Below are 14,787 nucleotides of genomic sequence, written 5' to 3'. Positions count from 1 at the left end.
TGAAATGGGGCGAAAGTCTGTGGACTCTGTGTAAGACAGTACATGGTTTTTTAACTGTGGTATGCGACGGTGGTGGAAGCAGAAACTTAAATCGTGAGGTTTAGGAATCGCCGCACTTTTAGGGCGGCGAGGATGTCAATATCAACTTCCCTCCCAGATTTTTAAATAGGCATTTTCCATATTTTCAGCGAATTTTTTCCCTTGCCAGAGGGGGGCTGTGTCACGATTTCCTAACAGTTGATGGCTGATGTCTTGACGAAGGGAGCGATCGAGTCCTAATTTTACTCCCCAGTCGATATATTCTGCCTCATTCCAGCCAATTCCGGCTTCAATACCGGCATTAATCATAAAAGTATAACTATTGCGGGCGGAAAATTGTTCTCCTACTAATGTAACTAAAGGGATTCCTTGCCATAAAACTTCTAAGGTGGTGGTAGCACCATTGTAGGGATAGGTATCTAACACCACATCAGCAATCTGTAAATTAGCGCGATGGGTATATTCATCTATATCTCTCGGTAAAAACCGCAATCTTTGGGGATTAACTCCCTCCAGAATCGCTATTTCAGTAAATAATTCTTGAATTTTTTCAGTCTTACCGACTCCCTTAATCAGAAAATAACTATTAGGGACTTGTGCGAGAATTTTCATCTGAAGTTTAATAGTATCAGGATGACGTTTCATGCCACTTTGTACGGAAAAATAGATGGTAGCATCGGGGGGAATTTCTAAATCTTCTCGACGGAGATTGGGAGTGCCGATTTCAAAACCATCCACTGCTAAATATGTCTCTGGTAAACGATATATTTTTTCTCGATAATATTCCTCCGCTTGCTGGGGTAAAACGTAGGGATCGGCGATATAATAATCAATAGTTGCTAATCCAGAAGCATCCCAACCTAACCAAGTCACTTGTTTTGCTGCGGGTTTCAGGGCGATAATCTGATTGGTGAGATTATGGGTTAAACTGTCTAAATCTACTAGAATATCTATCCGATCTTGTTGAATTTGTTGGGCAACTTCTAGGGGATTTTGAGCGTAGGGAAAATGACGGATAATATCTCGGCTATCCCGGAACCATTGACGGGTAATTTCATCTTCTTCTTGGTTAATAGTATAGATGGCTATTTGCAATTTTTCTCGATCGTGATGGTGAATTAACCAACGACTTAACCAACCGACAGAATGATGTTTAAAGGTACTGGCAAGATAACCAATAGTTAGTTTTTCTGAAGCTTTTTCGTTTGTAATTAAAGGAGTTTTAAAACTATTATTATCAAGAAAAATTTCGGCGATGCGATTAGTTAATTGTCGATTGGCTAAGGCTCGATCTCCTAGGTAGGGTAGGGGACTAGAAACATTGAGAAAGCTAGTTTTAATAATCGGTTCTAAAGTGATATTTTTCTGACGGGTTAATTCCTGTAATAAATCATGATATTCTTGATAAATATGATCAATTTCTTGCCAAACTCCCCAGCGCAAAAGTATTAACAAAATTAGATAATTACTGTATAACTTTAGGGTTGGGGTTAGACAAATTTCTCGCAATTGATAGGCAGTTATTAAAGAATTATCAAAGTCTTCTGCTAAAATATAGAGGTTAACCAATTGTTCCAAAAGACTCAGATCATTTGGTCTTAATTGCAGACAAAGTTTAATAATTTCCACTCCAAAAGTGGGACTTTGTTGCTCGTTGGTGACTCGTGCTGCTATCTGAAAAGCTTGCGGGATAAAACTATCGGCTAATTCCTCCAGATAGGGTAAACTTACTTGAGCTAAATCTAAAGTTAATTCGTGGGGATATAAAAGACTTTTGAGAACTACATTTAAAAGCAATTCTCGATCGGGATTATATCTGAGATTGTCTTGAATAGGATAATTAAGAAGTTCTTCTGGATCAAATATTTCTAAATCTAAAGCTAAGTCGAATAAAGCTAATAAATTATTAATTGACTTGGGAACAATTTCCTGTAGATGATAGCGAAAATATTCTACAGCTGCCAGATCACCTTTTGTTTGTTGTCGTCGCGCTTCTGCGTCTAAAACCGCTTCTAATTCTGCTTGCCATTGCTTAACTTGTTCTGGATTGCCTTCGCTTAAAATACTTTGCCACATTACCTGCGCTTCTGCTTCTAAATTTTGCAGAAGATAGGCAACTCCCAAGTACCAATAGTCAGAAATATTTTCGGAATTGTTATCGATTATTTCCTCGTAGATTGCCGCAACTTGAGGATAATCTTCGGCAATTAAAGCTTGATAAGCGTCAGGATGCCACATAAATCAGTTATCAGTTTTTTGAGATAATATTTTCAGAAAATCTTGATGTTCTTGACTGGCTAAACCTTGCTGTAAAACTGTCAAAACCTGTCCCAAGTTACCCGCTAATAAAGCATTAACATCTAACCAAAGACTGGGGAAAACCTGCGAGTAAATTATCCCTCGACTATCGGGTTCAAGTTTAATATATTCTCCAGCATTTAATCGGAACCAATCTAATTGACGTTCATAAACTCGCCAAACAAGATATTCTTGCACTTGATTACGACGATAAACTCGCCATTTATTGTGGAGATCATAGGAAGCAGTAGAAGCGGCAATTTCTACGATTAATTCCGGCGCACCTTCGATATAATCATCGTCACTAATAGTTGATTGTCCAGCAATTTTAATTCTTAGTAAAGCATCTGGTTGTACTTCATTATCTGCGTCCAGACGCACTGTAGTATTATCCGCAGACATTACCCCAATTGTGGCAGCTTTATAGACCCCTAACCAAGTTAAAATATCAGAATGAGGTTCTCCATGACTCTGCACTCGTACAGGAGAGGACATATAAACTATTCCTTCAATTAATTCGGCTTTTTTTACTTCAGAAAGGTTCTGATAACGACGCTCAAATTCCTGGCGACTTAGTTGATCACCATTTTCTAAAGGAGGGGTTTTAGGGAGGGAATAAATAGGTTCAGAAGTGATCATTTTATTTGCCCCAAACAACAGTAAAGCTCAAAAATAATTGACTCATAAGTAGGTAGGCACAATTATTTGTAGGATGGGTTAGCGGTAGCGTAACATGAGCGGGCGTTGGGTTTCATGCTTCAACCGTTCGGCAAAAGCTCACGGCCGAAGCCCAACCTACGTTCTGGAAACTGTCAACTTAAAACTTACATCTGATAACTGATAACTGATAACTGATAACTGATAACTGATAACTGAAATTAAACCACTTTAGCGATGGCTGCTTCTAGCTTATCCATAGCCTCATCTACTTCTGTTTCCGAGACAATTAAAGGAGGTACAAAACGGAGGACTTTCGGACCTGCGGGAGCAATTAATAAACCCTCGGCCAAGGCTGCATTAACAATAGTAGATGAAACCAACTCACTTTCTGAATTAATTTCCAGACCATTAATTAAACCCCAACCGCGCACATCGACAAATAGATGGGGATATTGAGAAGCAATCACCCGTAAACGGCTGCGTAATTGTTCCCCTCGCTGCTGGACATTTTCGAGAATGTGATCCCGTTCAATGGTTTGTAATACTGTTAAAGCTGAGGCACAAGCGAACGGATTACCCCCAAAGGTACTCGCATGACTACCCGGTTCAAACACATCACAGAATTTTCTGCACATCATCGCACCGATGGGAATACCCCCCGCTAAACCCTTAGCAGATGTGAAGATATCTGGTTCCACTCCTAAATTCTCATAACCCCAGAGTTTACCAGTTCTTCCGACTCCCACCTGTACTTCATCAAAGACAAGCAAAATGTTATTTTCGTCGCAAATTTGCCGTAAACGTTGGAAATATTCGATATCCCCCGGACGAACTCCCCCTTCACCCTGCAAGGGTTCCAACATAATCGCAGCCACACGACGATTACCCTCATCGAGATCAGCGATCGCATTTTCCACCGCTTCGATATCATTATAGGGAATATAGGCAAACCCCGGCATCAGGGGTTCAAAGTCTTTTTGATACTTCGGTTGACCGGTTGCGGTGATGGTAGCTAAAGTCCGACCGTGAAAACTAGCGTGAGCGGTTAAAATAACCGGCTGTTCGAGGAAATCTAGCACCGTATGGGCATATTTTCGTACTAATTTAATCGCCGCTTCGTTCGCTTCCGCACCAGAATTACAGAAAAAGACTTTATCCGCGCAGGAATGATCGACAATCCATTTAGCTAGTTCCCCTTGTTCGGGAATATAGTATAAATTCGAGACATGATGGAGTTTTTGGATTTGCTGACTAACCACTTCAATTAAAGCGGGGTGTGCGTGACCGAGGGTACAGGTGGCAATTCCCGCAACAAAATCAAGGTATTGTTTACTGGAAGTATCCCAGAGAAGACAGCCTAACCCTTTGGCGATCGCAATGGGAAAACGACCATAAGTATTCATCACATAGCTGTTAAAACTATCTCGATCGAAGGGTTGATTCGGGTTTAAATTGGGAGTGGGATCAACTAGGGTTGGTTCTAAAAGGGTTTCTGGACTCACTGGGGAACTCCTGCGCGATTAGACATAGGGGAAATTATAATCAAATCCGTCTGAGAAGGACGGGTTATTTAGATTAAAAACTGATTTCATTGTAATTTACTAGACAGTCTTAGGGGTGAATTTTGCTTGTCTATCAGTGAAGATAAATATCGTCGTCTGCGTCAGGAATTAATCGGGGGAATTTTTGCCCTGATCGTGGTGTTTTTGCTCGGTACGCTTTGGTATCATCTGATCGAGGGTTGGAGTTTGCTAGATTCGGCCTATATGACGATTAGTACCCTCGCTACCGTCGGTTTTGGCGAAATTAATCCCCTAGGTGAACGGGGACGACTGTTTACAATGGTTTTGATCGTGATGGGAGTAATCACGATCGGTTATATTGTTAATCGCTTGACCGAAGCTTTAATTCAAGGCTATTTTCAAGAGGGACTCAAACAGAGACAGGAGAAACGCGTGATCGATCGACTATCAGAACACTATATCATCTGTGGTTTGGGTCGCACAGGCAGACAGGTAGCGATCGAATTTTACGCGGAAAATATTCCTTTTGTAGTTATTGATACAGACCCCCTACAGGTAAATCGGGCCAAAGAATTAAATTATATTGTTGTTCAAGGAGATGCCACCTTAGATAAATCTTTACAAATGGCAGGAATTGAACGCGCTATTTGTATTGTGGCCGCTTTAACTTCCGATGCGGAGAATTTATATACAGTGTTGTCTGCTAAAACTCTCAATCCGAAAATTCGCGCCATTGCTAGGGCCAGTACCGAGGAAGCAGTACAAAAATTACAACGGGCCGGGGCCGATGCGGTAGTATCTCCCTATATTACCGGCGGTAGAAGATTAGCGGCCGCGGCCCTACGACCCCAGGTGATGGATTTTGTTGATGGGATTTTAACTGGAACCGATCGATCGTTTTATATGGAAGAATTTTTAATCGATCCGAGGACTTGTCCCTGTGTCGGTTTAAGTCTTAGTCAAGCACATTTAAGATCTCGATCGGGGGCGTTAGTTTTAGCTATACGTCGCGCTGATGGTACGCTAATCGGGGGACCGACTGGCGATACGGAATTAATGGCCGGGGATCTGTTAATTTGTATGGGAACGGCCGAACAATTACGCAGTTTAACTCAGATTTTAATCCCTATGCGCTCAGATGGTTTACGTTTACCGAAGCATTAGTTAGGGTTTGCGCCAAAAAGTTTGTAGGATGGGTTAGTGGTAGGGTAACATGAGCGGGTGTTGGGTTTCATGCTTCAACCCAACCTACGTTCTCTAGAAGACTTATCACCAACTTTCTTGAGCTTTCTCTTCCATTTTATCTAGACAAAATATAATAAATATTAGTGACGGCATGACCAGAAATATATCCTTGAGTTTTACCTGTTTTAACTGTATTTAATGCTTGTACAGATGCTGGAAAATGTGGTTCACGCTTACCCAAAACATCTAGCAATACATCACTGTCGAATAAGACTCGTTTCACCGATACTTCTCCACTAAATAATCAATATACGATTCTTTTGGGTCTTCTGGTTCTAAATCGACAACCCCCACTAAGTCTCTTGTCCAAGGATCAAGATCGCTTAAATCATCTGTTAGGGAATGAGAAGTAGTTTCTGAGGATACATTCTGACGAAAAACACGCCCATATTCTAATGCTTTCTCAAAATCCTCCTGATCAGAAATTGATCCAGAAAGATTATCTAACCAGTTTTCAGACGAAGATTTTTCAGTTTCCAAATCGACCAAACCTGTTAAATTTTGTGTAGAGGCATCAATATCATTGAAATTATCTGCTAGGGAATGAGAAGTAGTTTCTGAGGATACATTCTTAGGATTAAATCGCTCTTGAATTCTGAAAATTATTAAACTACTATAAGCTCTCAATTGGGTGACTAAAGATTTGTCAGTATCTTGGAAATATTCGGTTATAGTACGATTAGAAATTGAGAGAGTATTTTTAGCTCCCTGGTAAATTTGCTCTAGTTCTGAATCGGCAAACATATCAATAAACACATCTATCGTTTCCGAGAGAAGGTGTAAACCTTCCACCACTCTGATTAAATCGGCTTTTTCCTCACCAGTCTTTCCCTCATTGATCTGAGCAAGGCCGATAAATAATTTAGCATAGGCAGTTACTCTATCGGTAAATTCATTGATAATCTCAATCAAATTTATTGCCGAACCCTCATTCTTATATTGTTCCCATACCTGAAACCATAGTTGATTAATTCGCCCAAATATATCGGCTCTTGCTTGATAAGTTTTAGAGTGATCCTTAACTTGCTCAACTAAAATTTTAGTTTCTTGTAAGTACCTAGGCAAAATTATTTACACATGACGATCATTGCCCCGTAAGGGTTTTAGCTCGATCGGGCAGGTAATTAATTTTGCATGACTACTTAGTAAATTATCCAGGATGATTCGATCAGAATCGGTGACAATCTGATTGAGTTTATCTGTAATATCTTGCAGATTTTCTAACAAAAATTGTCCTAAATTTTCCCGTTCGACCAAAGTTTGCAGACTATTCATCGTACTTACCTCTCCTAAGACTGACGATCAAACAGAAATGAGTAGCCAAAATCATCAGCCCTAAACGTCCATTGTAACAATTTTGGGGTCTAAATCCTGTTTAAAAGGTATAGGAGAGGGGGAATTATAAATTATGAAGTGGGGAAGTGGGGAAGTGGGGAAGTGGGGAAGTGGGAAGAATAAATAAAAATAATCTCCTGTCTCCTGTCTCCTGTCTCCTGTCTCCTGTCTCCTGACTCGGAGACTACTGACTCCGTACTCCTCAATCTAGCGTCTGTGAGGAATTGAGAAATTGGGGATGAGATGTTAGTACAATCGGGGAATAGTAAAAGAAAAAACCCCTATTGCTCATGAGTCAAAATCCCAATTCTTCCTCGCGACCACTGCAGCCGCTGCCGGTTCCCTCCATGCCGATACCTCCCTCAGAGTTAATCACGGAAATCAGCATGGGGATAACTGAAGAAATGACGCAACAAGTGGCGACACCGACCAAAAACGTGCCGAATATGCCGCAAAATGGTCAAATTTCCGCCCCACGTCCTCCCCAAAATCGCGCTCCCAGTCAGGCTGCTTCTCCCCAAACGCCACCCCGGCCGGGTCGCGCTCCCAATCAACCCACCTTAGAACATTTGCTCCGGATGGCCTTTGATCGGGGTTATTCGGACGTTCACCTAGGAGTTGGAGAAAAACCCCGGATGCGGGATCGTGGTGAAATGATTATTCTCAACTATCCTGAAATTGACATCAACACTTTTTATAGTTGGTTACGGGAAATCCTAGGGGAAGAAGAAATCCTTCGCTTTAAAAAAGACCTAGAATTTGACGGTGCAACTCAGTACGAATTCGCTAGGGTGCGGATTAATATCTTTGAAAGTCTGCGCGGTCCTGGGATGGTTTTGCGTCTAATTCCCATGAAAATCCTCACTATAGAACAATTGGGCTTACCGGCTGTGTTACGGAATGTGTGCGATGTGCAGAAGGGATTGATTTTAATCACCGGTCCGACGGGTTCAGGGAAAACCACCACCCTCGCAGCCATGATCGATTACATCAATAAAGAACACGCCAAACATATTATCACCATCGAAGACCCGATCGAATTTGTCCATCAAAGTCGTCGCAGTTTGATCAAACAACGGGAAGTGGGAATACACACCCATGAGTTCGATAATGCCCTAAAAGCCTCTTTGCGGGAAGACCCAGATATTATTCTGGTGGGGGAGATGCGGGACAAATCCACCGTTAATACGGCCCTGAAAGCTGCCCAAACCGGTCACTTAGTCATGGGAACCCTGCACACCAACAGTGCCGTTAAAACTCTGGAGCGGATTTTAACTCTTTATACCGCCGAGGAACGGGAATCGATGCAAGTGGCGATCGCAGAATCCCTGGTTTGTATTATTTCCCAGGGTTTATGTCGTACCACCGACAGTAAACGGACCGCTTTTCACGATATTCTCGTCAACACAGAAACCGTCAAAGATTACATTTGCAGCGGCAAAAATGACGAAATTCTCGAATTAATGAAAGATGGCGAATACCATGGCATGATTACCACTAATCAATCTCTGTTTAACCTCTATCAAGAGGGACGGATTAGCGATGAGGTCGCCCTGGAAATGTCCCCGGTTCCCAATGAAATGGCGATGATGTTGCGGGGTAGAATCTAGAAAAACCCTGAAGGAAATCCTTGAGGGGTCAAGAGTTGAGTAGTCTAGAAAAATAGAAGCTCCTATTGATTCCCTAGGGGAACCCCTCAAGTGACCACTTCCGCGATTGTGTTGCCCGATATTTTTAAAGGCATCGCCCTGTTTACCCCCGGGGGCGACCTGATTTACTGTATCGATCCTGATAAACAAACTCATTGGCATCTGAATCTCTGTGCTGCTCTCCAGTCCGCTTTAGGGTTGCCAGAACCCCCCCATTTTTTAGTTCCTAGTTTTACTGCTACCATCGATCGCTGGCGAGATCCCTACAGTCACCGTATTCATACTAGAGCCGAAGTCTATCCCCTGGTCCGTCGCTATCAGCCTTTATTAAATGCTATTTTCGCCACGGATGATCGAGCTTGGTTTACTGTACCTTGGCAGGAACAATCCTCTAATCCCACTATCTTAGAAACCTATCGTCAGCAGTTTCCCCAACTTTGGCAATCCCACGATCTGATTCTCCGTTATCAGGAGCGCCCCCCAACCACTTCAGGGATTACTGCTGACTCTGACTATACTAATCCTAGTCCCAAGGGTTATGTTTTGCGGTTATTTGTCTCCGGTAATAATGCCAATACTAAACACACCCTAGAATCGATCCATCAGCTTCTAGAGCGAGAATTACACCATCCCTATACTCTAAAAGTGATCGATATCTCTAAGCATCCAGAACAAGCGGAATCTAATCATGTCTCTGCTATTCCCACTTTAGTCCGGGTTTGGCCGCAACCGGTGAAACGCATCATCGGCGAATTTGAGGATTTACCGCGAGTATTACAGATTATCGCCACCGCTTAGGGGTTAAAGACTTCTGACTCAATCCCTCGCCACCATTCGCCCAATTTCATTAAGTCTTGCTGAATATCATCCAATTCTTGAATATATTCCTCTTGGGAAAGACTGGCGCGACGTTCTTGCAGTTTTTTGAGACGTAATTGCACCAACAGCCAAGGCTTAGAAATACCGTTAGTTTCTTCAATATAGCGAGCAATATCTTGACTATCCATAGTTTTTACTGTTATTGTCCTATATTTTGTCAAATTAAGCCGAGACTCCTTTTTTTAGTTGCAGAAGATTATGTTTGATTTTAGCCACTATTACCCCTACGCCGAATTAGTTTCTTTCCTCAAAAACCTAGCCTCATCCTATCCTAATTTAATTAGCCTCACCTCGATCGGTAAAAGCTACGAAAATCGAGATATCTGGTTAACTACCCTCACAAATCAAGCCACAGGCCATTATTTAGAAAAACCTGCCTATTGGATCGATGCTAACACCCATGCGGGGGAAGTAACAGGCTCTGCCGTCGCTCTCTACACTATCTCCCATCTTTTGCGCCAATACGGTCATAATTCCCCAATTACCAGACTTCTTGACCATTACACTGTCTATATTTTGCCGCGATTGGCCGTGGATGGAGCGGAAAAATATCTCACTACTCCCTATCTGTTACGATCGAGTATTCGCCCCTATCCCCACACGGATGAGAAACCGGGGCTATATCCTGAAGATATTAACGGCGATGGTTTAATCCTACAAATGCGCCAAAAAGATACCTGTGGCGCTTGGAAAATTTCTGAACAAGATCCTCGCATTATGGCGCGTCGCGAACCGGAGGAATTTGAGGGAACTTTTTACACTTTGCTCACCGAAGGTTTAATCCGCGATTACGATGGCTATAATTTTACCACTGCCCCCACCCTAGAGGGTCTGGATTTTAACCGCAATTATCCCGTTTATTGGGTTCCTGAAGGGGAACAACAGGGGGCCGGAGATTTTCCTTTTTCGGAGCCAGAAACCCGTGCAGAAGCGGAATTTTGGGCAAATAACACTAATATTAATGGCTTCGTTACCTATCATACCTATTCAGCAGTCATGTTGCGTCCCTATAGCACCCATCCCGATGAATATTTCCCCGTGGAAGACTTAGAAATGTATAAATATATTGCTGACAAGGGAAAAGCAATGACTGGTTATGAATGCGTTTCTGTCTATCACGATTTTCGTTATCATCCCAAAGAAGTGACTAACGGTGCCATGGATGATTACGGTTACGATCATTTTGGTTGGTATGGTTTTACGGTGGAGTTATGGGATGCACCCACCCAAGCGGGAGTGAAAAAAGATGATTATATTCAATGGTTTCGCTGGCATCCTTTGGAAGATGAATTGAAGTTACAGCGTTGGAATGATGAGAATTTGGCGGGAAAGGGTTTTATTAATTGGCAAAGTTTTGATCACCCCCAATTGGGAGAGGTGGAAATTGGCGGTTGGGACTTTAAAAATGTCTGGCAAAATGCCCCAGAAAAGTATTTACCGGATTTATGTGAGAAACAATGTCAGTTTACTATTGCCCATGCTTTAATGTCACCTCTTTTAGCTATCTCTCGTCTTGATCTTAAGTCGGAGGGAAATGGTATTTATCATCTGGTTTTACAGTTGGAAAATCAGGGATTCTTACCCACTTATACCAGTAAAAAGGCACTGGAAAGAAAGATCGTTCGTCCCATTCAAGTCAAGTTAAATTTAGCCGATGAGGTGAGTTTAATAGTGGGAAAATTAGAGCAGGAAATCGGTCACTTAGAAGGGCGATCAAATAAAGTATATAGTAGCCTCGCTCATGGTTTAGATTATCGCTGTACGGTGGAATGGGTGATTAAAGGTGTTTCTGGTCAAGAAATCGAGATTATCGCTATAGCTGAAAGAGCCGGAACAGTCAGACAAAAAGTAATTTTATAGAGCTATTTTGTTCGATAAAATTGTTAAATAAGTCTCGTTAGATTCCGTGGGTAAAACTCGTAGTTTTTGGCTGCGAAGATCTGGTTCTAATCCCAAAGCTTCTAAAGGAATTACTCCTAATAAGTTGTTTTGACCTCCAGGTAATTCCAAACATTCAAAAGTCCCTTCCCGTCCCGCAATAATCAAGGTAGCATCGCGAAAAATTCTCGCTTTTCCTATCCCTTTAGCCGTAGCCACATCTACTTCTTTTAAAAGCTGTAAACCCAAGCGGGAGATTACTTCCGGCACCAGACAAACAGTAGTTGCTCCCGTATCAACCAAGACATTTTCTAGGGTAAGAGAGCGAATTTGATCGGGAGAAATTACAGCCGCCGCTGCTAGAATTTGATCCGCGCGATTGATCACTGTAATGCTGGTGTAAATTTTGCCCATATCTTCTGCAATAATTGCTGGATTAACCATCATATTACCCTCAATTGTACCCCTAAATTATACCAGAATAACTGCTAACAACAATTTTAATTATTAATCCGGCCATCGGGCATAATTGCACCGCGGAAGTTAACTCCCATCAGATTAGCACTCATTAACTCGGCACGAGTTAGATTAGCATTACTTAAATCGGCACCGGTGAGATTTGCTCTAGCAAAGAAAGCATCGATTAAGTCAGCTTCGCTGAAATTAACTCCTGAAAGATTAGCCCTTCTTAAGTCAGCATGATTCATTCTTGCTGCTTGAAAATTAGCTTGACTAAGATTAGCTCGATCAAATTTTATTTGAGTCATAATTGCACTATGAAAATTTGCCTGCATTGCTTCCGTATCGGTCATTTTTGAACGCACTAAATTGGCTCCCGCTAGATTTGCCCCCACTAAATGCGCCCCGATTAAATTAGCATCAGTAAGTAAAGCATCTTGGAGATTAGCATTAGTTAAATCCGCTTTTCTGAGGTCAACATTGCACAAATTAGCCTCCTTTAAATTGGCTCCTACTAGATTTGCACGCACCAGATAAACCCCTTTCATATTAGCCCCTTGCAGGTCGGCGCGATAGAGATTAGCACTTTGTAAATTAGTGTTATGATTTTTCTTTTCCTGACGCATATTTGTTCCCCGCAAACAAGCACCAGTGAGGTTAGCACCACTTAAATCAGCCCCCCGTAAATCCGCCCCGATTAAGTTAGCATCAAGTAACGTCGCTAGGGTTATATCGGTATCACGAAGATTAGCACCTTGTAGCATCGCTCCGTGTAAATTGGCACTGCGTAAATCTGCCCCATTTAAGTCAGCTTGGTTGAGACTAGCACCGCTTAAATTAGCTGTCACAAGATTAGCTTGAGCGAGATTAGCCCGGTTAAGATAGGTAAAGAGAAGATTGGCTCCGTGCAGATCTGCTTCATTTAAAACAATGCCAATTAAGTCAGCACCAACTAAATTAACTCCGGGTAATTTTAAGCCACTAAATTGAGTTTCTCCTGCGGCATAACGTTCAATTAATTCGTTGGGTTTCATAGGTAGAATGTCCAGATAAATTTGGATAAAAAATTAAAGAATTTTTTGTAAAGTTTGCACCAGAATACTGGCGGTTTGAACGTTAGCATCCGTATCCATTTGGGTTTGAGCAATATTGTATAGTTGAATTTCGATATCCTTGAGAGATTTCCCACTTTCGATGAGTTGTTGTAGTAAATCTTCTAGGGTATAACTTCGCAGAGTTGACCAATCTTGACCGCTCCGATCCCAAGGATGAAATAGGAGCGAGAAAATCAATATTTTGGCGCGTAAAGGATTAGCATACTGGAAAATTTCTAAACGAATTTCAAAGGGGTCGTAGGCGGGAATTTGTGGGGAATTACTGGGGTTGTTATTTGAGGAAGCCGGCTCGGCAAAGGGCAATTCCATGACTAATTGTGGTTCATTTAGATTGATGATCGAAGAGGAAAAATCCACAGGTTCACTTCTAGAGGGGGAGAAAGATGTGGTTTTAGCTGCAGAATCAGAATCATTCTTTAGATGAACTATTTGAGTGTTCAAGATTTGACTTTTTGACTCATTATCCTCTTCTTCGTCATCGTTATCAGTATCGTAGAGAGGCTCTAGCTGGGTAAGAATAATATCGGCTAGGGCTAGGTAGAGAGCTTTTTTATTAATATTTTTGGCAACTTGCTTGAGAGTTTGTCGCAAGCTTAGGAAATTGGGATTGTTTCGCTGAAGTTCTAAAACAATATTTTTTAAGCCATAATTATTAATCACCGCTTGATCGTTTTCCCAACGATTTTTACAAGCGGCAAACATTAATTTTTGAATTCTCGCCGTCTCTCGATGATTTTCTAGGCTACTAACCACCTGTCTTAATAAATTATCTTCCTCGTTGTTGACATCATTATTAACGTTGGTGAAGCTAGGGTTAACTTCCGGTTCCACTGGTAATAATTGATTGTCGTAGGCGGCAGCAATATTACTATATAATTGACTGATTTGCTCGATAATAACCGTTGCTACTCCCAGATAAACTTTAGGACGATTGAGGGTTTTAACTAATTTATAAACAGAAAAAGTTAATTGTTCTTTACTTGTTTTAAGTTCCACTAACTCCTTCACCAAGTCTTCCATACCCACACTGTTCAAAATATTAGGATCATTTTCCCAAGATTTTTTACAGATACAAAAGATTAATTTTTTGATCCGTAATTTTTCTTCGTGGCTGTCGAGATAGCGAACTACGTCATTAAAAACTTCGATGGATAATTGCATAGTAACCTCTGATCCGAGAAAGGAGCCAGCTCTCGCACGCCTCCTCTACTATAGCGGTATGCTATTGGCCTCTCGCAAGTCAGCTTGCCAGAATATATAGGGTCTGCTGAATAAATCTAAAAACCTTGTTGGATAGGACTTTTAGACTTTTTTCCCCTCAAAAAGTGCCAGCCATTGCGGGGATCGGGGGGAAAATTCAGGTGCTTTTTCCCTGAAAATTAGGTAGTTGACCACCTGAAAATCGGTAAAACCCTACACCCTACACCCTACACCCCACACCCTACCCCCACGAAAAACTTTTTCAGCAGACCCTATATAAGTTATTCCGGCTCTTCTGGCGCTCGAAGATATTCTAGCCTAAAAGCGTGGAGCTATTCAGTTGGGTTTGCTGGATCTGGTCCCTAAAATTATACTTTGCACGGCTACAACTTGCATTTTTTACTCAAGGACAATAATATAGTTTAAGAGTCATAATTAGAAGCAAAGCACTCATTAAAAACATGATTAACCTAGAATTCACGGAAGAAGAAAAGAACTCACTGTATT

The 14,787-nt window shown here is 41.6% G+C and carries 14 protein-coding genes; 4 read left to right on the top strand and 10 right to left on the bottom strand.

What is annotated here, in order from left to right; all coding sequences use genetic code 11:
- Positions 1-141: 141 nt before the first annotated feature.
- The 3 genes from IM509_RS14315 to IM509_RS14305 form a co-directional block, all read right to left on the bottom strand.
- The gene (locus tag IM509_RS14315) at positions 142-2,277 is read right to left on the bottom strand and encodes an O-linked N-acetylglucosamine transferase, SPINDLY family protein (RefSeq protein ID WP_072926489.1); all 2,136 of its coding nucleotides are present in this window, start codon (positions 2,275-2,277) and stop codon (positions 142-144) included.
- 3 nt (positions 2,278-2,280) lie between these two features.
- Complete coding sequence (locus IM509_RS14310) at positions 2,281-2,976, bottom strand: Uma2 family endonuclease (RefSeq protein ID WP_185236990.1); 696 nt, start codon at positions 2,974-2,976, stop codon at positions 2,281-2,283.
- A gap of 239 nt (positions 2,977-3,215) precedes the next feature.
- A complete protein-coding gene (locus IM509_RS14305; protein ID WP_072926493.1) occupies positions 3,216-4,499 on the bottom strand; it encodes an aspartate aminotransferase family protein in 1,284 nt (427 codons plus the stop codon).
- 126 nt (positions 4,500-4,625) lie between these two features.
- On the opposite strand from IM509_RS14305, the gene IM509_RS14300 reads away from it, so the two are divergent.
- Entirely contained in the window at positions 4,626-5,684 is a 1,059-nt protein-coding gene (locus IM509_RS14300) for a potassium channel family protein (RefSeq protein WP_052277467.1), read from the top strand.
- A gap of 136 nt (positions 5,685-5,820) precedes the next feature.
- On the opposite strand, the gene IM509_RS14295 is transcribed toward IM509_RS14300, so the two are convergent.
- The 3 genes from IM509_RS14295 to IM509_RS14285 are packed head-to-tail and all read right to left on the bottom strand — an operon-like array spanning position 5,821 to position 7,040.
- Positions 5,821-5,988 carry a PIN domain-containing protein gene (locus tag IM509_RS14295; RefSeq protein WP_249264917.1) on the bottom strand — a complete coding sequence of 56 codons (168 nt, stop codon included), beginning with the start codon at positions 5,986-5,988 and terminating at the stop codon, positions 5,821-5,823.
- Positions 5,985-6,830: a hypothetical protein gene (locus tag IM509_RS14290; RefSeq protein WP_260441206.1), complete on the bottom strand. Its 846-nt coding sequence runs from the start codon at positions 6,828-6,830 to the stop codon at positions 5,985-5,987. Before IM509_RS14290 ends, IM509_RS14295 begins: the two co-directional genes overlap by 4 nt.
- 6 nt (positions 6,831-6,836) lie before the next feature.
- The gene (locus IM509_RS14285) at positions 6,837-7,040 is read right to left on the bottom strand and encodes a hypothetical protein (RefSeq protein WP_260441205.1); all 204 of its coding nucleotides are present in this window, start codon (positions 7,038-7,040) and stop codon (positions 6,837-6,839) included.
- Between the two features lie 350 nt (positions 7,041-7,390).
- On the opposite strand from IM509_RS14285, the gene IM509_RS14280 reads away from it, so the two are divergent.
- Complete coding sequence (locus tag IM509_RS14280; RefSeq protein ID WP_052277466.1) at positions 7,391-8,710, top strand: type IV pilus twitching motility protein PilT; 1,320 nt, start codon at positions 7,391-7,393, stop codon at positions 8,708-8,710.
- Positions 8,711-8,800: 90 nt separating this feature from the next.
- Positions 8,801-9,547 (top strand): circadian clock KaiB family protein, encoded by a 747-nt coding sequence (locus tag IM509_RS14275; protein ID WP_002786357.1) that lies wholly within the window; start codon positions 8,801-8,803, stop codon positions 9,545-9,547.
- On the opposite strand, the gene IM509_RS14270 is transcribed toward IM509_RS14275, so the two are convergent.
- Complete coding sequence (locus IM509_RS14270; RefSeq protein WP_002766333.1) at positions 9,544-9,756, bottom strand: hypothetical protein; 213 nt, start codon at positions 9,754-9,756, stop codon at positions 9,544-9,546. The genes IM509_RS14275 and IM509_RS14270 overlap by 4 nt on opposite strands.
- A 70-nt stretch (positions 9,757-9,826) precedes the next feature.
- On the opposite strand from IM509_RS14270, the gene IM509_RS14265 reads away from it, so the two are divergent.
- Entirely contained in the window at positions 9,827-11,488 is a 1,662-nt protein-coding gene (locus IM509_RS14265) for a M14 family metallopeptidase (protein ID WP_002786354.1), read from the top strand.
- On the opposite strand, the gene IM509_RS14260 is transcribed toward IM509_RS14265, so the two are convergent.
- From IM509_RS14260 to IM509_RS14250, 3 genes are read right to left on the bottom strand one after another with little or no spacing between them, the layout of a single operon-like run.
- A complete protein-coding gene (locus IM509_RS14260; protein WP_043995544.1) occupies positions 11,483-11,950 on the bottom strand; it encodes a retroviral-like aspartic protease family protein in 468 nt (155 codons plus the stop codon). The genes IM509_RS14265 and IM509_RS14260 overlap by 6 nt on opposite strands.
- A 56-nt stretch (positions 11,951-12,006) precedes the next feature.
- Positions 12,007-12,999 (bottom strand): pentapeptide repeat-containing protein, encoded by a 993-nt coding sequence (locus tag IM509_RS14255; RefSeq protein ID WP_287717070.1) that lies wholly within the window; start codon positions 12,997-12,999, stop codon positions 12,007-12,009.
- Between the two features lie 33 nt (positions 13,000-13,032).
- Positions 13,033-14,241: a hypothetical protein gene (locus tag IM509_RS14250; RefSeq protein ID WP_072926504.1), complete on the bottom strand. Its 1,209-nt coding sequence runs from the start codon at positions 14,239-14,241 to the stop codon at positions 13,033-13,035.
- Between the last annotated feature and the right edge of the window lie 546 nt (positions 14,242-14,787).

It is taken from the genome of Microcystis sp. M31BS1, assembly GCF_020245285.1.
GTDB lineage: Bacteria > Cyanobacteriota > Cyanobacteriia > Cyanobacteriales > Microcystaceae > Microcystis > Microcystis panniformis.
The sequence above is the reverse complement of the archived record's forward strand: the minus strand, read 5'-3'. Positions and strand labels throughout refer to the sequence as shown.